The organism is Asanoa sp. NPDC049573 (genome assembly GCF_040676615.1).
GTDB lineage: Bacteria > Actinomycetota > Actinomycetes > Mycobacteriales > Micromonosporaceae > Asanoa.
Window position 1 is genome coordinate 326457 of the sequence record NZ_JBFAPI010000005.1, and the last position, 18050, is coordinate 344506.

Here is an 18050-nt window from a genome sequence, read left to right on the forward strand (position 1 = left end):
GTGCTGCGGTGCCTTGGCTCCAGCGGCGGGGTGGGCGCGCGCGCGCGCCCGCCCCCCCCCCCCCCCCCCACGACCGCACGTGCTACTGAGCTGCCTGCGCTCGCTTCGCTCGCTCATGAATCCCGGTCCACGATGAATCTCCCGAGCGCCATCAGTTCGGTGCGCGCTTCCTCGTCGATGTCGACGGTGGACAGCGCCTTCTCGGCCAGCGACATCCGTTCCCGGGCCTCGGAGAGCGCCCACTCCTTGCCGCCTGCTTTCTCCACCAGGTCGGCGGCGCGGCGCAGGGCCGCGTCGTCGGGGTCGCCCGGCGTGGCCAGCCAGGCGGCCAGTTCCGGGCCGTGCCGCGGGTCGCCGAGCGTGTAGCTGACCGGCAGCGTCTTCTTCCGCGAGCGCAGGTCGGAGAAGACCGGCTTGCCGGTCACCGCCGCGTCGCCCCAGATGCCCAGCACGTCGTCGATGAGCTGGAACGCCAGCCCGACCTGGGCACCGAAGGTCTTGAGCGCGGCCTGCACCGGCTCGCCGGCACCGGCCAGCACGGCACCGATGGCGGCGCTGGCCGCCAGCAGCGACCCGGTCTTGCCGCTGGCCATCTCGATGCACTCGTCGAGGGTCACGTCGTCGCGGGTCTCGAACGCCACGTCCTGCACCTGGCCGCGGGTCAGCTCGCGGGTGGTGGCGGCGAGCAGCAGCCCGGCGCGGGCCGCGGCCGGCGTGCCGGCCTCGAGCACCACCTCGTGTGCCAGCGCGAGCATCGCGTCACCGGTCAGGATGGCGGTGTCGGCGCCCCAGATGGCCCAGACCGTGCGCCGGTGCCGGCGCTCGACGTCGCCGTCCATCAGGTCGTCGTGCAGCAACGAGAAGTTGTGCACCAACTCGACCGCGACCGCGCCCGGCAGCCCGACGGTGGCCGGCGCGCCGACCGCCTCGGCCGACAGCAGGGCCAGGGCCGGCCGGATCGCCTTGCCACCGTTGCTGTCGCCGGGCGTGCCGTCGGCCGTGCACCAGCCCAGATGGTAGGAGGCGGCCAACCGGCTGGCCGGGTCGAGCCGGGCCACGGCGGCCCGCAGCGCGGGCAACAGATGCTCGCGGTTGCGGTCCAACGCGGGCAGCGTCTGTGTCATGCCGGCACCCCCTGACGCCTCTGCGGGCCGGCGCCGACGGGACGCCCAGCCCTAATGTCTACAGTGGATGCACCGAGCGCGGCGTCGGCGGCGGTGTCGCCACTACGCACGGCACCCTCCATAGTGGCCGGCCAACCGGTGTCCGTCCATGCTCCGGCGAGGAAAAGATCCGCGACCGGGGTGCGGGCCGGCAGACGGAACTCCTGCGAGCCCGGCGAGCCGCGGAACGTGGCGGTGCGTTCCCGGGTGACGAAGAAGTCGAGCACGGTCGCGTCGGCGAGCCCCGGGAACAGCGCCTCCAGGTCCGGGAACAGCAACTCGCGCAGCCGGGCGACCGGCAGGTCGACGAGCTCGGCGGCGGCCGACAGGGATACCGCCAGGTACTGCGCGCCGGGGCGCGACGCGGCCAGGCCGGACGGCTCGGTGCGGTCGAACACCCACTGGATCGGGGTGCCGACGCCGGCCACGAACGGCTCGGTCAGCACCGGGCGGTCGACCACCAGGTGCACGTTGACGATCGGCGAACTGCCCAGCTTCGCCGGCCCACCGCCGATGTCGGGGACCAGCTTGTGCGCCACGTGTGGCGGCAGCGCGAGCACCACCTGCTTGGCCAGGAACTCCTCGTCGTCGCGGACCCGCAGGGTGAAGCCGTTCGGGCCGGGCGAGACGGCGTCGACCCGGGTGCCGGGGCGCACGGTCGCGCCGGCCGCGGTCAGCGCCCGCTCGCCCGCGTCACTGTGCAGTTGCCGCAGCGGGACGCGGGACCAGCCGATGTCGGCCGCGTCGTTGTCGGTGAGCAACCCGACCTGGAACACCATCGCGGCCAGGGCCAGCGACGCCTCGTCGGCCGGCACGTTGAGCGTCGCGAGGCCGACCAGGTCCCACATCGCCGCCACGGTCTGCGCGTCCTGGCCCTGCTCGCGCAGCCAGTCGCCGAAGCTGCGCCGGTCGAGGGCCGGGTCGGTGCGGTCGAGCGCCTTCATCGCCAGCGCCGCGCGGGTGAACCGCAGCCGCTGCATCGGGTTGAGCAGGCCGTAGCCGAACAGGGCTCCGCCCAGGTGCAGCGGTGCCGGCAGGCCGTTGCGGCGCAGCCGGGCCGCGCCCACGCCGGGCTGCCGGACCGGGATGTCGAGCCGGTCCTGCAAGTAGGTCTGCCCGGTGACGCCGAGCCGGTCGAGCAGCGTGCGGTAGGCGGTGCAGCAGCGCAGGAACACGTGCTGCCCGTTGTCGACGTCGAGGTCGCCGCGGCGGAACGAGTGGGTCAACCCGCCGAGCCAGGGCTTCGCCTCGAACAGGGTGACCGTGCGTCCCGCGTCGGCCAACCGCAGCGCGGCGGTGATGCCGGCGAGCCCGCCCCCGACCACCGCGACGTCCGAGCGGGTCATGACACACCCGCCATCGCGCGGACCGCCACGGTCGCCTTCTGCCAGCCGGTAAGGGACAGCCGCCGGTCGTACACCAGCCTGGGGTCGGCGGCGATCTGCTCGAGCAGCCGGCGGTAGATGCCGGACATCGCGGCGGCGGAGGCGGCGCTGCGCCGGTCGAGCAGCGGCAGCAGGCGCAGGCCGCGCTCGTACCAGAGGCGCGCCCGCTCGGCCGCGAACGCGATGAACCTGGCCAGACCGCCGTCGCGGTCGACCAGGTTGCCCTTGGCGTCCAGGGAGAGCCGCACGCCGAACCGGTGCAGGTCTTCGCTGGGCAGGTAGATCCTGTTGTTGGTCAGGTCTTCGCGGATGTCGCGCAGGATGTTGACCTGCTGCAGCGCGATGCCCAGGGCGTCGGCGTACTCGCTGGCATGCGGGTCGGCCCGGGAGCCGAAGATGCCCAGGCAGAGCCGGCCGACCGAGCCGGCGACGCACCGGCAGTAGCCGACCAACTGCTCGAAGGTGTCGTAGCGGGTGCCGGTCAGGTCCATCTGCACGCCGTCGACCAACTCGCCGAACGCGCCGACCGGCAGCGGGAACCGCCGGGCCGTGTCGGCGACCGCGACCAGGACCGGGTCGTCGCTGCGGTCGATGTCGGACAGTTCGGCCTTGAGCCCGGCGAGCGCCGCCGTCTTGGCGGCCGGGGGCAGGTCGCCGTCGCCGATGTCGTCGATCCGGCGGGCCAGCGCGTAGACCGCGCACAGGCTGGTGCGCTTGGCCGGCGGCAGCAGCCGGATGCCGTAGTAGAAGTTGCGTGCCTCGGTGCGGGTGATGGTCTCGCAGGTCTCGTACGCGGTGGTCAGCGAGTTCATCGCGACATCACCCCCGAGCCCAGCGTCGCGGCCACGGCCTGGGCCAGGACGTCGCGTTTCGACGGTCGTGGCGTGCGGGTCAGCACGTCCCAGTCTGCCCGCCGCAGCGCGTAGAGGGTCGCCCGGCCGCCGGCGACGTAGCCGGTCACGGCCAGCCGGGCCCAGCCGCGGAGCAGCCGCAGCAGGGGCAGCCCCTGGTCGAGCAGGGTGCCGGCGCGGGCGGCCTCGAACGAGACCAACTTGCGGACCGCGGGGCTGGCCCTCGGCGCGTCGAGGTCGGTCGGGCGCACCTCGAACCGGTCGAGGTCTTCGAGGGGAAGGTAGATCCGGCCGTTGCGGCGGTCTTCGGCGACGTCCTGGCAGTGCTCGACGATCTGCAAGGCGGTGCAGATCCGGTCGGAGAGCAGCGCCCGCTCCGGGGTGTTCACCCCGAACACGGACAGCACGATGCGGCCGACCGGGTCGGCCGACAGCCGGCAGTAGGCGACCAGGTCGTCGAACGTGCCGTACGCCGCCCGCTCCTGGTCCTGCAGGTTGGCGGCGACCAGGTCGTGGAACGGCTGCGCGTCGAGGCGGCAGGCCTCCACCGTGTGCCGCAGCCGCTGTAGCACCGGGTGGCGTGGGGTGCCGCCGCCGAACAGGGCGTCGAGGTCTTCGTCGAACGCCCGCAGGGCGGGCCGGCGGTCGCCGTGACCCCGGTCGCCGAGGTCGTCGACGACCCGCGCGACGTCATAGACGGCGAGCAGGTGCTGCCGGTGCCGGCGCGGCAGGATCCGCAATGCCACCGGGAAGTTCTCGGCCTGCTCCTTGGCGCGCAGGTATGCGTCGCCGGAGCCGGCCGGGTCAGGGAGGGAGGTCATGTCCGCAATGCTGCCTGGTGCGGCGTCGGCTTCGCGCCCGGCCAGGTTGGACTCGACGACCATGACGGCCGCGACCTCGCTCGATTGATCCCCCTGTATCGAGCCCATCTCTTGGTGCTGCCCCCTTCGTCCGCGGCGCTCAGGGCCACGCGCGGCGACCTATCGATCGGACTCGTATCGCCGGCCCGTGGTTCTGGTGCGCCGGTTAGCTCACATCTTTACGGACAGGTATGCCTTCATCGCGGAAAACAGGCCAGAATGGTCCAAATTCCTCGCTGGATCGAGTTCGTGGACGCGCTCCCGCCGCGCCGGTTCGCTGTGACAGCTCGTCGATGACCGCCACCATCGCGATGGCGACCCGATGCGCGTCCGCGCCGAGCGCGGGATCCGCGCTGATCCCGATGTCGAGGCACTGGTCCCAGCCGATGATGCCGACGGCCAGCGGTGCCCCTGGTGCCAGTGGGACCACCGGGTGCACCCAGTGCACGTCGCCGCCGGCCAGGCGGTAGGCCCCGGTCGGGCCGACCATGTTGGAAACGATCGCCTCGAAGAAGCGCTTCCCGTAAACCACCCGGGCAAACCAGCGCTGTGCGGGCGCCGGCAGGGCACCGGTGGCGGTGCCGATGATGAACCGCCCGCCCATCGCCCGGGTGCCGCTGCGCAGCCGGCCGCTGCGCCGCGCGGTCTCCCTGAGCCGGTCGACCTCGTCGTCGGGGCCCAGCGGCAGGTCCATCAGCACGGCCGCGGTGACGTTGCCGGCCGACTGGTCGGTGGGGGAGCGCATCGTCAGCGGGACGCTGACCCGCAGGTCACCGCTCATCGGCAGGACCCGCTTGAGCGCGCCCGCGCTGGCCGACAGCAGCACGTCGCTGACGTGCACGCCATAGGCCTTGGCCAGCTCGCGGGCGACCGAGGTGGGCACCCGTGACATGCCGTAGTCGCGGTCGCGCGGCGACCCCGAGGGCAGCCGGCGCTTGGCGACGCCGTCACCGGCGAGTTGCGCCACGCCAGTCAGCACCGCCCCGATCCGCTTGAACAGCCCGAGTCGGGGCAGGTCGGCGCCGGCCGGGTCGGGCAGCGGCTCGAACAGCCGGGTCGCGGTGAAGATGGTCGCCATCCCGTCGGAGACCACGTGGTGCACGGTCAGCACCACGACCACCTCGCCGGGCACGGCGCCGGTGACCGTGTAGAAGCGCCATAGCGGCCGGTCCCGGGGCAGCGGCGTGCGCTGCAGGTCGGCCACGAACGCCTCCAGCGCGGCCGGCCCGCCCGGCTGGCCGTCGGCCCCGCTGAGGTCCTTGACCGGCAGGTGCCAGTCCCAGTCGATCTCGCCGGCCGGCTCCCAGCGCGGTCGCCGCCAGAACGAGCCCTCGGCCACCCGGTGCCGGAACCGCGGCATCCGGTCGAGATTGGCTCGAAAGCGGCTGAGCAGGGCGGCTCGGAAGGCCGCGCCGCCGCGCTCGTCGTGCATCACGATCACGCCGCCGACGTGTTGCGCGTCGCCGGTGACCGTCTCCGCGTGCAGGAAGAAGGCGTCGGCGGGGGCGAGCCTTGGCCGCCGGGTGTTCGGCTTGTCGGTGACCAGCGCCATCAGGCCGAACGAGGCGAGCACGACCAGGGCGCCGCCGACGGCGTCGAGCAGGTAGTGGTTGGCCGTCGCCATGATCACGAACGTGGTGTTGGCGACCAGCAGGGCGCACAGTGCCTTCACCCACCAGCGGCCGGCGAAGATCGAGCTGACCACGACGCTGACCCAGAGCGCCCACGCGACGTGCAGCGACGGCATGGCCGCCAGGTGGTTGGCGTCGGCGGTCAGCGGCGAGCCCCACGAGCCGAACGTGCCGCCGACCGTCACCGTGTCGACGTAGCCCTGGCCGGGCAGCAGCCGCGGCGGCGCCGCCGGGTAGATCGCGAAGATCGAGATGCCGATCAGGTTGATCAGGGCGAACGAGCTCCGTGCCCAGCGGTACCAGGGCGACCCGCGGAAGTAGAGCAGCGCCAGCAGGCCGAACGAGGTGACCACGTAGGTGAACGCGTAGTCGTAGTTGGCCAACACGGACAGCGCGTCGCGGGGCACCAGCCAGGCGTTGAGCGTGCGCTCGACGTCGATGTGCAGGAACCGTTCGAGGTCGAGCAGGTCGCGACCGTGCGACAGGGCCAACCCCTCGCGGAACGGTCCACCCCCACGGGAGATGCCCGCGTAGAGCACGACCACTGCCAGATACAGCACAAGCTCGCGCCGAAGCGCGGGGCGCGGGCGATTGGCGCGCACGTCAGCTGCGCCGTCCGGGCTCCCCCATGCGGGCGGCTCAGGCCCCTTCTTCAGGTGCACACTTCCAGGTTGCGTCGCCGCCCCCGTTTCCGTGCGAAAACGCCAAGCTCTGCTGGTGCTTCCGCCCGGTTAGTGGCTCGTTTGGGGTGTTGGGCCGGGCGAGTGTCCGGTCCGCGCCCCGGTGTCATCTTGCCGGTCGTCGCGCACGCTCGGGGAGTGCGCGAGGCCGATCGCTCCCGCCGATATCAACACGGCGGCGATCAACAGTGCTGTGAGCTGCGTCGCAGTTTGCGGAAGTGTGACGTTGAACGCAAAGATACCGATCAGGTAGCTTGCCACCGGATTGGTGATGTTCATCGCGGCGACCGCGGGAGGTAACGAACCGGCCGCGAACGCGCCCTGTTCCAGGAGCAGGCCGGTGATCGTCGCGATGGCCAGCGCGTAGCCCGGCCAGTCGGTCGCGGTCGCGGCGATGCCGCGGTTGACCAGGTCGCTGACGGTCAGGCTGAGCGCCAGCGCGCTGTAGGCGAAGCACAGCCCGGCCGCGATGGCGATCAGGAACGAGTGCTGCGCCGGCCTGCGGCCGGTGGCCAGGGCGATGATCAGCACCACGGCGACGGCGGTGACCAGGCCGGCCAGGATGGCCCAGCCGCGGTTGGCCTCGTCGGCCCGCGGTGCCACGCCGCGCACGCTGAGGAACAGCGCGAGGCCGCCGCAGATCACGCCGGCCGAGACCAGGTCGCGCCAGTCCGGCCGCATGCGCCGCAGCCGTAACGAGAGCGGGAGCGCGAACAGCAGTTGGGTGACCAGCAGCGGCTGCACCAGGGCCACCGAGCCGAAATGCAGCGCGGCCGCCTGGGCGCCGAAGCCGAGCAGGTTGCAGCACCAGCCGATCACCCAGAGCGGGCTGTGGAACAGCCGCCGGATCAGGCGGACCAGGGAGACCACCACGACGCCGTGCTTGGGCGTGCCCGCCTCGCCCGGGTGGGCCGGTGCGTAGTCCGTCTCGCGTGCCGCGTGTTGCTGGAGAGCGGCCGACGTGCCGAAGAGTAATGCCCCTAGCAGCGCGAAACAGATCGCCCAGCCCACACGCTCAACCTTTACACAGCATCGACCGCAATCTCGTCAACTGCCGCCGAACCGGCTGGCCAGGGCACGGTAGACGCCCGGGACGGCGCCGCGGACGGCCACCGGCAGGCGCAGCCAGCCGGGCCGGTAGAGCTCGGCGCCGCCGGCCGCGATCAACCGGACCAGGTCGCGCCCGACGGGACCGGGATCGATCGGAGCCGGCCGCTGCCGCCCGTACGGCCGCCCCCGGCGCTCGAAGAACCGCGTGTCGACCACCCCGGGCACCAGCACACCCACCTCGACGCCGGTGGACCGCACCTCCAGCCGCAGGCTCTCGGCGAACCCGTCCAGCCCGGCCTTGGTGGCCGCGTAGACCGCCTCACCGGCCACCCCGGTCCGGCCGGCGATCGACGTCACGTACGCGAGGTATCCGGCACCGCGTTCCCGCATGCCCGGCAGCAGTGCCCGGGTCAGCGCGATCGGTGCGGCCAGGTTGACCGCCAGCAGCCGCTCGATGTCGGCCTCGGCCATCTCCTCGAACGGCCCGGCCCACCCCGCACCGGCGTTGGCGACCAGGATGTCGACCCGCCCGCTGCGGTCCAGGGCGGCCCGGCCCAGCTTCTCCGCCTCGCCCGCCGTGCCCAGGTCGGCGACCAGGGCGTGGCCGTCCAGCCGCGCGGCCAACGCCTCCAGGGCCGGCCGGTCGCGGCCGTGCACGATGACGTTGGCGCCCTCGGCCGCCAGGGCGAGCGCGGTCGCCCGGCCGATGCCCGAGGACGCGCCGGTGACGAGTGCGACGGAGCCGGAAATCCGCATCACACCATCTTCGGGTACGCGGCCGCCTGCCGGACGGAAACGCTGCGCGGCCGGTCCGGTCCCGGTAAGCTGCCGTTGCGTCGATTGACTGCGTCGATCCAGGGAGACCGATGCCCGCCGACCTGCCCGCCTCCGCCGACGTGGTGATCGTCGGCGGTGGCCTCGCGGGGCTGGCCGCGGCCCGCCGGCTGGACCGCGCCGGCCTCGACTGGGTGCTGCTGGAGTCGGCGGACCGGCTCGGCGGCCGGGTCGCCACCGACCTCGTCGACGGCTACCGCCTCGACCGCGGTTTCCAGGTGCTCAACACCGCCTACCCGCGGCTGGCCGCGCTGGTCGACCTGGCCGCCCTCGACCTGTGCTTCTTCACACCCGGCGTGCTCGTGCGGCGCGGCCCCGACCTCGTGCGGCTGGCCGCGTCACTGCGCCCGGGCGTGCTCGGCGCCTCGCTGGGCGCGGCCAGCCGGCTCGGTTCCCGCCTCGACCTGGTGCGGTTCGCCGCGCTGGTGGCCCGCTACGCCTCGCTGCCGCCGGCCCGGCTGCTCGATGCCCCGGAGACCACCACCGAGGCGGCGCTGCGCCAGGCCGGGCTGTCCCACGACTTCATCGAGGAACTCGTCCGGCCGTTCCTCTCCGGTGTGTTCGCCGACCGCTCGCTGGAGACGTCCAGCCACGTGCTCGCGATGATCGTGCGGTCGTTCGCCCGCGGCCGGATCGCGGTGCCGGCGACCGGGATGGCCGCGCTGCCGGCCGCCGTCGCCGCGCCGCTGCCCACCGACCGGGTGCACCTGTCGGCTCCGGTCGCGGCCGTCGCGCCCGGCACGGTGACGCCGGCCGGCGGCCCGACCGTGCGCTGCCGGGCCGTGCTGGTCGCGGCGGCCACGACCTTGCTGCCGGCCGTGCCGATGCCCCGGATGCACGCGCTGACCACCTACTACCACGGCACTGCCGAGCCGCCGCTGGACGAACCGACGCTGGTGCTCGACGGAGACCGCCGGGAGATCGTGGCCAACACGGTGGTCATGTCGGCGGCGGCGGCCGGCTACGCGCCGGCCGGCCGCTCGCTGGTGGCCACCTCGGTGGTCGGCCCGGCCGCCCCGCCGGAGCCGGTGGTCCGCGCCGAGTTGGCCCGCCTCTACGGCCGCGAGGCCACGGGCTGGACCCACCTGACGACGGTGTCGATCCCGGCGGCGCTGCCGGCCGCGCCGCCGCCGCAGGGCCGGCTGCGGCTACCCGTCTCGCTCGGCGACGGCCTCTTCGTCGCCGGTGACCACCGCGACAGCCCGTCGACCCAGGGCGCGCTGGCTAGCGGCTGGCGCGCCGCCGGCGCCGTCGTGCGCGCCCTGCGCTAGGCGTGTCCAGGCGGCACCTGGGCCCGTCGCAGGCCGCGATGCCGGCCTAGGCGCCCGTCGCTTCCGCGACGGCCTTCTCCACGCCCAGCGTCTCGCCCGCCTGCCAGGCGGCTTCGTAGAGGTCGTCGCCGAGCACGTCCCGCGCGGCCGCCGCGTCCAGCCCGATCGGCCGCCAGGGCGTCACGAACGCCCGCATCCACATCTCGTTCGACGGGGTCCGCAGGGCGGACGCGGCGGCGTGCAGCCGGACCGACCGCGACAGGTCACCGTGCCGGCTGTCGATGTCGGCGACCGCCGCCAGGAAGGTGCCCAGCGCCGCCTCGTCGCCGGCGGCGGCGGCCAGCGCCAGCCCTTCGACCAGGTGGTGGCGGGCGCTGACGTGATAGTCCAGCGCGATCGCGCAGAACGCCCAGACGTAGTGGGCGACGACCGCGGTGAACTGCTCCTGGCCGGCGTCGGAGAGGTTGAGCGCGATCTGCGCGTGCGACCGTGCCTCGTCGTGCCGGCCGACGTCGACCGCGATCAGCGCGAGCCGGCTGTGTGCGAGGCTGACCTGCCAGTTCTCGCCCAAGGCGGCGGCCCGCCGCGCGGCCTCGGTCAGGTAGCGGTCGGCCCGCTCCCGGTCGCCGCGGACGGCGGCGAAGTGCCCGACCATGCTCACGGCGATCGACACTGCGGCCTCCTGGCCGGTCTCGTCCAGCAGCGGCAGGGCCCGCTGCAGGTCGGCCTCGGCCGCCTCGAGCTGGCCCGAGACGGACGCGTTGCCGCCGGCCGCGAGCAGGGCCAGGCCCAGATCCCGCCGGTCGAGCAGGCGCCGCCGGTCGAGGATCCGGGCCAGATACCGGCCGGCCTCGTCGACGTGTCCGCGTCGCCACCAGAAGGTCCAGGTCGACCACAGCAGCGCCAGCGCCGCCGCCGGGTCCTCGCGCTCGATGAACCAGTCCAGCGCGGCGGTGAGGTTGCCGTGCTCGCGCTCCAGCCGGTGCAGCCAGGGCGCGCCGGCGACCAGGTTGAGCTGCGGTTCCGCCGTCCGCGCCAGACCGAGGTAATAGGTCGCGTGCGTGTCGTGCACCGCCGCCCACTGGTCGCCGCCGGCCAGCTGTTCCAACGCGAAGTGCCGGATCGTGTCGAGCATCGAGAACCGCGGCTGCCCGTCCGGCGTCGTGTCCCGGCAGACCAGCGTGGACCCGATCAGCGCGTCCAGCATGCCCAGCAGGTCCCCGCCCGGGCCGGTGACCACGGAGAAGGCCTCGAGGTCCCAGCCGCCGGCGAAGACGCCGAGCCGGTCGAACAGCGCCCGCTCGTCGGCGCGCAGCAGGTGGTAGCTCCAGGCGATGGTGTCGCGCATCGTGCGCTGCCGGTCGGGCAGGTCGCGGGCGCCGCCGGTGAGCAGCCCGAGCTGGTCGCCGAGATGTTCGACGATGGCGTCGGGCGGCAGCACCCGTACCTTCGCGGCAGCGAGCATGATGGCCAGCGGCAGGCCGTACAGCCGGCGGGTGATCTCGATGACCGCGCCGACGTTGGCCGACGTCAGCGCGAACCGGGGCGACGCGGCGCGAGCGGTGTCGACGAACAGCCGGACGGCCTCCGAGGTGGCCGCGATGACGACCGGGTCGCTGTTCGGCCCGGCGGACTCGGGCGGCAACGAGAGCCCCGGCACCACATAGACCCGCTCGTCGGCCAGCCGCAGCGGTGCCCGACTGGTCACCAGCGCGGTCACCCCGGGCGCGGTGCGCAGGATCTCGCCGATCACCGGGCCGGCCTCGGCGACCTGCTCGAAGTTGTCGATCACCAGCAGCAGCCGCTTGGTGCGCAGCCACGACGACACGTCGACCTCGGCCGGCACCCCACCCGAGGTGCGCACCCCGAGGCCGCGGGCCAGCGCCTCGCCGACCAGGTCGGGCGAGCTGACGCTGGACAGGTCGACGAACCGGAGGCCGTCGGGGAACCACGGCGCGACCCGCTCGGCGGCCGCCACGGCCAGCCGGGTCTTGCCGATCCCGCCGGTGCCGATCAGGGTCACCAGTGGCACCGCGTCGTCGATCAGCATCGTCTGCAGCGCGGCGAGGTCCTCGTCGCGACCGACCAGTGGGGTACGCGCGGCCGGCAGCGCCGTGGCGGCCAGTTCGGCCTGCGGCTCGCGGGTCCGCTCGAAGCGCTCCGAGAGCAGCAGCGCGAGATCCTGCCCGACCTGCTCGTGCAGCTCGGCCGGGGTGCGGAAGCGGCGGAAGGAGACGTCGGCGGCGTGCTCGATGCCGTCGAGCATGGCGACCAGCCGCGGGTCTCGTTGCTCGGCCGGCTCCTTGACGTAGATCAGCCGAGGTAGCGGCGTGGCCAGCCGGAACTCGTCCTCCAGACCGGACAGTTCCTCGCCGGGCGCCACCCAGCCGTAGCTCTCGCCGTACACGCCGACGAAGATCTGGCTCTGTTCGAGGTAGGCCCGGTAGACGTCGCGCGGCGGGTGCGGCCGGGCGCCCTGGTCGAACATGACCGGCACGAGCCGCAGCTGCCCGATGGCCTCCCGGACGGCCTGGCGCTCCGCGGTCAGTTCGGTCATCGACGAGCTGACGAAGACCCGGACCCGCTGGTCGGGCGTGAGGATCACCGACACCGCGCCACCTCCCAGGTCCGGTCCGCCGTGGCGAGCGCGACCGCTCGCCGCACGCCCAGCGCCTCGCCGGCCCGCCAGGCGTCCGCGTAGGCGGTGTCGCCGAGTCGCGCCCGGGTCTCTTCGGGGTCGAGCCCGACCCGCGGCCAGGGCGCCACGAACGCGCGCATCCACATCTCGTTGGACGGGGTACGCAGCGCCCGCGCGGCCGCGTCCAGCCGCACCGAGCGGGCCAGGTCGTCTTCGGGCCGGCCGTCGAGGTCGGCCACCGCGCCGAGGAACTGCGCGACGGCGGGCTCGTCACCGGTCGAGGAGGCCAGCGACAGCCCCTCGACCAGGTGCGCGCGGGCACCGGCGCGGTCGCCGCGGGTGACCGACCAGACCGCCCAGGTGTACTGGGCGAGCAGCGCGACGAACTGGTCCTGTGCCTGGCGGGAGAGCTCGACCGCGAGCCGCAGATGCCGCAGCGCCTCGTCGTACGAGCCTTCGTCGATCTTCAGCCGCGCGACCCGGCTGTGGTAGAGGCCGACCTGCCACTGCTCACCCTTCGCCTTCGCCTCGTCGAGCAGCCGGATGGCCAGCGCGCGGTCGCCGCGCAGGGCGGCGAACTGGCCCAGCGGCCCGAGGGCGAGGGAGACGCCCTGGTCGTCGCCGGCGGCCCGGAGCAGCGGCAGCGCCCGGCCGAACAGATCCTCGGCCCGCTCGTTCTGGCCGGACACGAACGCGAGCACACCGGCCGCCAGCAACGCCCGGCCGGTCGCCGGCCCGCTCAACAGGGCCGCGCGGTCGAGGATCCGGGCCACGTGCCGGGTCGCCTCCTCGATGTGCCCGCGCCGCCACCAGAACGCCCAGGTCGCCCAGATCAGCCGCAGCGCCCGCGCCGGGTCGTCCTGATCGAGGAACCAGGCGCAGGCGGCGTTGACGTTCTCCCGTTCCACCTCCAGCCGGCGCAGCCAGACCGGCCCGTCGGCGCCGTTGAGGTGCGGCTCCGCGGACTCGGCGACCCGCAGGTAGTGCGCGGCGTGCGCGCGCCCGGCCGCCTGCGCCTGGCCTCCGTCGCGCAGCCGTTCGAGCGCGAAGTCGCGGATCGTGTCCAGCATGGTGAACCGCTCACGGCCGTCCGGCGCCGGGCCCTGGGCGACCAGGGTGGACTCGACCAGCCCTTCCAGCAGGGTCAGCGGGTCGCGGCCCGGGTCGGCGACCGCTTCGACGGCGTCGAGGTCCCAGCCGCCCGCGAAGACGCCCAGCCGGTCGAACAGCGCCCGCTCCTCGGCCCGCAGGAGGCGGTAGCTCCAGGCGATGGTGTCGCGCAGGGTGCGCTGGCGGTCGGGCAGGTCGCGGGCGCCGCCGGTGAGCAGGCCGAGCTGGTCGCCGAGGTGGCCGACGATGTCGGCCGGGCTGAGCAGCCGGACCTTCGCCGCGGCCAGGATGATGGCCAGTGGCAGCCCGTGCAGCCGGCGGATGATCTCGGCGACGTCGCCGGTGTTCGCCGGCGTCAGGGTGAAACCGGGCACGGCCGCACTGGCGGTGTCGACGAACAACCGCACGGCCGGCGATGCCGCGACGGCGGCCGGGTCGCCGGAGTCGGGCGCCGCCAGCGGCGACACCGGGTAGACCCGCTCGGCCGCCAGCCGCACCGGCGCCCGGCTGGTCACCAGCGCGGTCACCCCGGGCGCGGTGCGCAGGATCTCCCCGATCACCGGACCCGCGTCGGCGACCTGCTCGAAGTTGTCGATCACCAGCAGCAGCCGCTTGGTGCGCAACCACGACGCGACGTCGGTGCTGGCCGGCACGGCGCCCGAGGTGCGTACGCCCAGACCGCGGGCCAGCGCCTCACCTACCAGCCCGGGCGACCGGACGCTGGACAGGTCGACGAACCGGAGGCCGTCGGGGAACCACGGCGCGACCCGCTCGGCGGCCGCCACGGCCAGCCGGGTCTTGCCGATCCCGCCGGTGCCGATCAGGGTCACCAGCGACACCGCGTCGTCGGTGAGCATCGTGGCCAGCGCGGCCAGGTCGGCGTCCCGCCCGATCAGCGGGGTCGATGCGGCGGGGAGCCGGCCCGGTGTCGGTTCCGGCTGCCGCCGCCCGCTCTGTTCGAAGCGCTCCGAGAGCAGCACGGCGAGGTCCTCCGTGACCTGTTCGCGGAGGTCGTCGGGAGTCTCGAAGATCTGGTAGGTCACGCCGCCGGAGTGCCGGATGCCGTCGAGCAGGGCCGCCAGCCGCGGGTCGCGACCGGGTGCCGGCTCGCGCACGTAGATCAGCCGGGGCAGCGCACCGGCCAGGCGGAACTCGTCCTCCAGGCCGGAGAGGCGCTCGCCGGGCGCGACCCAGCCGTAGCTCTCGCCGTACACGCCGACGAAGATCTGGCTCTGTTCGAGGTAGGCCCGGTAGACGTCGCGCGGCGGGTGCGGGCGGGCACCCTGCTCGAACATCACAGGCACCAGGCGCAACCGGTGTACGGCCTCGCGCACCGCCTGCCGCTCCGCGGCCAGCTCGGTCATGGACGAGCTGACGAACACCCGGATCCGCTGGTCCGGCGTGAGGATCAGTGGTTGGTCCGCCACCGGTTCAACCCGCCCCGATGCTGACCTCGACCGGGCCGACCCGCAGCGTGCCGTCGTCGAGCGGCCGGCAGCGCACGCCGCCGTGGCCGCGCAGCTCCTTGCGGGCGCCGGGGCCGATCGTGTGGTCGAGCCAGGCACACGGGTTGGCCCGGCGGGTGGCCGCGAGCCGGACCGGGCCGCTGCCGGAGTCCAGGCTGAAGACCTCGCCCACGAGGTCATCCACGGCGATACCGGTCACCAGCACATTCCGCCGGACCTGGGTGAGCCCCACGCCCGGCGGCAGCCACTCGCGGGCGATCACCGTGACCGCGGCGTCCCGGTGGGCTGGATGGCCGAAATAGCGGTCGCCGACGATGCCGAGCCCGGCGCGGATCTCGACCCGGTCGACCAGGTCGCCGCCCGGTGGGGCGGGCGCGGGACCGTCGGCCGGGCGCCCTTCGAACCGGTGTACGGGTGACGCCAGCAGCTCCACGATCTCCGGCACCTAACCGAGTCTACGAACACGTCGGGAGGCATGTGCCCGTTCGCAGGTGGGTACAGGACCCCCCGTGGACGCCATGCGGTTGCGGTTCGAGCGGGGTGCCGCCGTGGGTTCGGCCCGCGGTGCCGTCCGCGAGGCTCTCGACCGCTGGAAGCTGGCCCACCTGGCCGACGACGCGCTGCTGGTGACCACCGAGTTGGTGCAGAACGCGCTGCGGCACACCGGGGCCGGTGCGGTGCTCGTGGTGCGCCGGACCGCCGGCGCGTTGCGCATCGAGGTCGCCGACGCCAGCACGGCGCCGCCGACCTTACGCCCTCCGGACCCGACCCGGCTGGGCGGCCGGGGCCTGTCGATCGTGGCGGCGGTGGCCCGGGCCTGGGGCACGCTGACCAACTCCGCCCAGCCCGGCAAGATCGTCTGGGCCGAGCTGGCTGTCTAGTCCTGGTTTTCCGGCTGCCACAGGCAGAACGGGTGACCGGCTGGGTCGATCATGACCCGCACGTCGTCCTGGGGCTGGAACGCGGCGACCGTGGCGCCCTGTTGCTCGGCCCAGGTGACCGCTGTGGCCAGGTCGTGCACCTCGACGTCGAGGTGGACCTGCATCCGCGGGTCGCCGTCCTTGGCCGGCCAGACCGGCGGGACGTGGGCCGGCTCGCCCTGGAACGACAGGCCGATGCCGCCCTCCGGCGGCACCAGGGTGATCCAGTCGGGCTCGTCGGAGCGGCGCCGCCAGCCGAGCAGCCGCTGGTAGAAGTCGGCCAACCCGCGCGGGTCGGCGGAATCGAGCACCATGCCGTTGGGTCGCAGGTAGGGACGCTCCATTCCCGGACCCTAATGCGCCGCGCCGCGGCCCGCAGCCCAGGCTTCGCGGGTCAGCGCGTAGGCGACGTCGCCCTGTGCGGAGCCCTCGATGACCTCCGGCCAGTCACAGTGGAATTGCCCGACCAGGGTCAGCCCGGCCTTCTCCAGCACCCGCCGGGACCGCGCGTTGACGGTCATCGTGTCGGCGACGATCCGGTTGACGCGCAGGTCGCGGAATCCCTTGTCGACCAGGGCCCGGGCGCCCTCGGTGGCATAGCCGCGTCCCCAGGCGTCGCGCCGCAACCGGTAGCCGAGGTCGGCAACGGTGGCGCGGTCGGGTTGGACCGGCCGCAGCGCGAACCACCCGACGAACCTGTCGTCGGCGCGGTCGTGCGCCGCCCAGCACCCTCGCCCGCCGTCGAAGGCCGCGAAGCGTTCCAGCAGTTGCGGAAGCGTGCGCTCCCTGATCGCGTCCCGGCTGGCCGGCCTGCCGCCGTTGATGAAGCGCATCACCTCGGGGTCGTCGTGCAGCGCGAACACCTCGTCGAGGTCGCTCGCCGAGTCGGTGAAGTCGCGCAGCACCAGGCGCTCGGTCTCCAGGAAGGCTGCCATCCGGCGATCCTGCTGCGGCCAGGGCCCGGCCCGCGACGCATTTTCGGCTTCCGCTGTCGGCTTCGTGTCTGCCGTGGAGCGCCGCCGGTGCGAACATCTGTTCGTGACCACACCGCGTGGCGACCACGACACCGCGCACACGATCGCGGAGATGACCGCCCACTACCGGGACCCGGCCCTGGAGCCGCAGAACCGACCGTTCGCGCTGCTCTACCTGCGCACCACCGAGGGCATGCGGGACGCCAACGCGGCGGGCGAGTTCTCCGCCCCGGAGTTCTGGGACCACTCGGTGATCCCGACGTTCGCCGACTACTACCTCGACGCCTACGCGGCCTGGCGGCAGGGGCGCTCCGCCGAGGTCGACCCGGCCTGGCGGCTGGCCTTCGGGGCCGCGCCGGCCCGGCTCGCCTGCACCCAACTGATCTACCTGGGCATCAGCGCGCACATCAACAACGACCTGGCCCTGATGATCGAAGACATGGGCGCGGCCTACACCTACCCGGACCACAAACACGTCGACGACGTGCTGGCTCACCGCACCCGCCCGACGGTCTACCCGGAGATCCAGCGCGACCTGTGCCCGGGTCTGTTCGCCGAGACCGTCCCGCCCACGGCCGACACCGCCATCTTCGCCTGGCGCGAACGCGCCTGGCACAACGGCCAGGCCCTGCTCGCCGCCGCCGACGACCGCCCGGCCCGCGACGCCATCGTGACCGAGATCCGCGCCCACGCCCAGGCCAAGGCCACCGAGATCCTGCACTGGAACGCATGACCGACCTACCGTTCGTCGACGAGCGCCACGTGCGGATCGCGGCCCCGGCCGAGACGGTCTGGGCGGTGCTCGGGCGTCAGGCCCAGCGAATCGCCGCGGGTGGGGCCGCCTGGTACGCCCCACTCGTCGGTGCCCAGCCCCGCCACGCCTCCGGCCAGCCCCTCACCCAGGGCGCGACACTGCCAGGCTTCGCCGTCGTCGAGTCCGTCCCCGGCCGCCGCCTGTTGCTGCACGGCCGGCACCACTTCTCCCGCTATGCCCTGCACCTGACCCTCGCCGAGGATGCCGGCCACACCAGGCTGACCGCCCGCACCGACGCCGCTTTCCCGGGCGTCCACGGGTGGTGCTACCGCCAACTGGTCATCGGTTCCGGCGCCCACGCGGTGCTGCTCGACCGCCTCCTGCGGACCATCCGGCGCCACGCCGAACACCAATCCACCTAGGTTCGTGCCCTGCCGATCATCGCGGCCCGCGACGGGCCCGG

16 protein-coding genes are annotated in these 18050 nt (G+C 73.7%); 4 read left to right on the forward strand and 12 right to left on the reverse strand.

Going from position 1 to position 18050, the window contains the following annotated elements; genetic code table 11:
* Positions 1-113 precede the first annotated feature (113 nt).
* From AB0J74_RS14515 to AB0J74_RS14545, 7 genes are all read right to left on the reverse strand, one after another.
* Positions 114-1124, reverse strand: coding sequence for a polyprenyl synthetase family protein (locus tag AB0J74_RS14515; RefSeq protein WP_363448206.1), 1011 nt, complete (start codon positions 1122-1124; stop codon positions 114-116).
* A complete protein-coding gene (hpnE, locus tag AB0J74_RS14520) occupies positions 1121-2509 on the reverse strand; it encodes a hydroxysqualene dehydroxylase HpnE (RefSeq protein ID WP_363448207.1) in 1389 nt (462 codons plus the stop codon). Before hpnE ends, AB0J74_RS14515 begins: the two co-directional genes overlap by 4 nt.
* The gene (gene hpnD / locus AB0J74_RS14525; RefSeq protein ID WP_363448208.1) at positions 2506-3360 is read right to left on the reverse strand and encodes a presqualene diphosphate synthase HpnD; all 855 of its coding nucleotides are present in this window, start codon (positions 3358-3360) and stop codon (positions 2506-2508) included. Before hpnD ends, hpnE begins: the two co-directional genes overlap by 4 nt.
* Positions 3357-4220, reverse strand: coding sequence for a squalene synthase HpnC (gene hpnC, locus AB0J74_RS14530; protein WP_363448209.1), 864 nt, complete (start codon positions 4218-4220; stop codon positions 3357-3359). The genes hpnD and hpnC overlap by 4 nt, the downstream gene beginning before the upstream one ends.
* Before the next feature lie 205 nt (positions 4221-4425).
* Positions 4426-6450, reverse strand: coding sequence for a phosphatase PAP2 family protein (locus AB0J74_RS14535; protein ID WP_363448210.1), 2025 nt, complete (start codon positions 6448-6450; stop codon positions 4426-4428).
* A 171-nt stretch (positions 6451-6621) separates the two neighbouring features.
* On the reverse strand, positions 6622-7581 hold the full coding sequence (locus AB0J74_RS14540; protein ID WP_363448211.1) for a DMT family transporter: 960 nt from the start codon (positions 7579-7581) through the stop codon (positions 6622-6624).
* A 36-nt stretch (positions 7582-7617) separates the two neighbouring features.
* A complete protein-coding gene (locus AB0J74_RS14545; RefSeq protein WP_363448212.1) occupies positions 7618-8376 on the reverse strand; it encodes an SDR family NAD(P)-dependent oxidoreductase in 759 nt (252 codons plus the stop codon).
* Between the two features lie 122 nt (positions 8377-8498).
* Between AB0J74_RS14545 and AB0J74_RS14550 the strand changes: the two genes are divergently transcribed.
* Positions 8499-9725: an FAD-dependent oxidoreductase gene (locus tag AB0J74_RS14550; RefSeq protein ID WP_363448375.1), complete on the forward strand. Its 1227-nt coding sequence runs from the start codon at positions 8499-8501 to the stop codon at positions 9723-9725.
* A 46-nt stretch (positions 9726-9771) separates the two neighbouring features.
* Here AB0J74_RS14550 and AB0J74_RS14555 read toward each other — a convergent pair whose 3' ends face one another.
* Genes AB0J74_RS14555 through AB0J74_RS14565 form a run of 3 tightly spaced genes read right to left on the reverse strand, consistent with a single transcriptional unit; the run spans position 9772 to position 15384 of the window.
* Positions 9772-12336 carry a DUF4062 domain-containing protein gene (locus tag AB0J74_RS14555; protein ID WP_363448213.1) on the reverse strand — a complete coding sequence of 855 codons (2565 nt, stop codon included), beginning with the start codon at positions 12334-12336 and terminating at the stop codon, positions 9772-9774.
* Positions 12327-14900 (reverse strand): DUF4062 domain-containing protein, encoded by a 2574-nt coding sequence (locus AB0J74_RS14560; protein ID WP_363448214.1) that lies wholly within the window; start codon positions 14898-14900, stop codon positions 12327-12329. The genes AB0J74_RS14555 and AB0J74_RS14560 overlap by 10 nt, the downstream gene beginning before the upstream one ends.
* Before the next feature lie 4 nt (positions 14901-14904).
* The gene (locus AB0J74_RS14565; protein ID WP_363448215.1) at positions 14905-15384 is read right to left on the reverse strand and encodes a molybdenum cofactor biosysynthesis protein; all 480 of its coding nucleotides are present in this window, start codon (positions 15382-15384) and stop codon (positions 14905-14907) included.
* 73 nt (positions 15385-15457) lie between these two features.
* Between AB0J74_RS14565 and AB0J74_RS14570 the strand changes: the two genes are divergently transcribed.
* Positions 15458-15820 carry an ATP-binding protein gene (locus tag AB0J74_RS14570; protein ID WP_363448376.1) on the forward strand — a complete coding sequence of 121 codons (363 nt, stop codon included), beginning with the start codon at positions 15458-15460 and terminating at the stop codon, positions 15818-15820.
* Here AB0J74_RS14570 and AB0J74_RS14575 read toward each other — a convergent pair.
* Positions 15817-16203 (reverse strand): VOC family protein, encoded by a 387-nt coding sequence (locus tag AB0J74_RS14575; RefSeq protein ID WP_363448216.1) that lies wholly within the window; start codon positions 16201-16203, stop codon positions 15817-15819. The two genes, AB0J74_RS14570 and AB0J74_RS14575, sit on opposite strands and share 4 nt — an antisense overlap.
* A 9-nt stretch (positions 16204-16212) precedes the next feature.
* On the reverse strand, positions 16213-16794 hold the full coding sequence (locus AB0J74_RS14580; RefSeq protein ID WP_363448217.1) for a GNAT family N-acetyltransferase: 582 nt from the start codon (positions 16792-16794) through the stop codon (positions 16213-16215).
* A 103-nt stretch (positions 16795-16897) separates the two neighbouring features.
* On the opposite strand from AB0J74_RS14580, the gene AB0J74_RS14585 reads away from it, so the two are divergent.
* The gene (locus AB0J74_RS14585) at positions 16898-17566 is read left to right on the forward strand and encodes a DUF5995 family protein (protein ID WP_363448218.1); all 669 of its coding nucleotides are present in this window, start codon (positions 16898-16900) and stop codon (positions 17564-17566) included.
* A complete protein-coding gene (locus tag AB0J74_RS14590) occupies positions 17563-18009 on the forward strand; it encodes a hypothetical protein (protein ID WP_363448219.1) in 447 nt (148 codons plus the stop codon). The genes AB0J74_RS14585 and AB0J74_RS14590 overlap by 4 nt, the downstream gene beginning before the upstream one ends.
* The last annotated feature ends 41 nt before the right edge of the window (positions 18010-18050 follow it).

Coding starts and splice junctions, on each gene's coding strand:
- AB0J74_RS14570 (WP_363448376.1), top strand. CDS start 15,458: ATGCGGTTGCGGTTCGAGCGGGGTGCCGCCGTGGGTTCGGCCCGCGGT.
- hpnD (WP_363448208.1), bottom strand. CDS start 3,360: ATGAACTCGCTGACCACCGCGTACGAGACCTGCGAGACCATCACCCGC.
- hpnC (WP_363448209.1), bottom strand. CDS start 4,220: ATGACCTCCCTCCCTGACCCGGCCGGCTCCGGCGACGCATACCTGCGC.
- AB0J74_RS14545 (WP_363448212.1), bottom strand. CDS start 8,376: ATGCGGATTTCCGGCTCCGTCGCACTCGTCACCGGCGCGTCCTCGGGC.
- AB0J74_RS14575 (WP_363448216.1), bottom strand. CDS start 16,203: ATGGAGCGTCCCTACCTGCGACCCAACGGCATGGTGCTCGATTCCGCC.
- hpnE (WP_363448207.1), bottom strand. CDS start 2,509: ATGACCCGCTCGGACGTCGCGGTGGTCGGGGGCGGGCTCGCCGGCATC.
- AB0J74_RS14580 (WP_363448217.1), bottom strand. CDS start 16,794: ATGGCAGCCTTCCTGGAGACCGAGCGCCTGGTGCTGCGCGACTTCACC.
- AB0J74_RS14515 (WP_363448206.1), bottom strand. CDS start 1,124: ATGACACAGACGCTGCCCGCGTTGGACCGCAACCGCGAGCATCTGTTG.
- AB0J74_RS14590 (WP_363448219.1), top strand. CDS start 17,563: ATGACCGACCTACCGTTCGTCGACGAGCGCCACGTGCGGATCGCGGCC.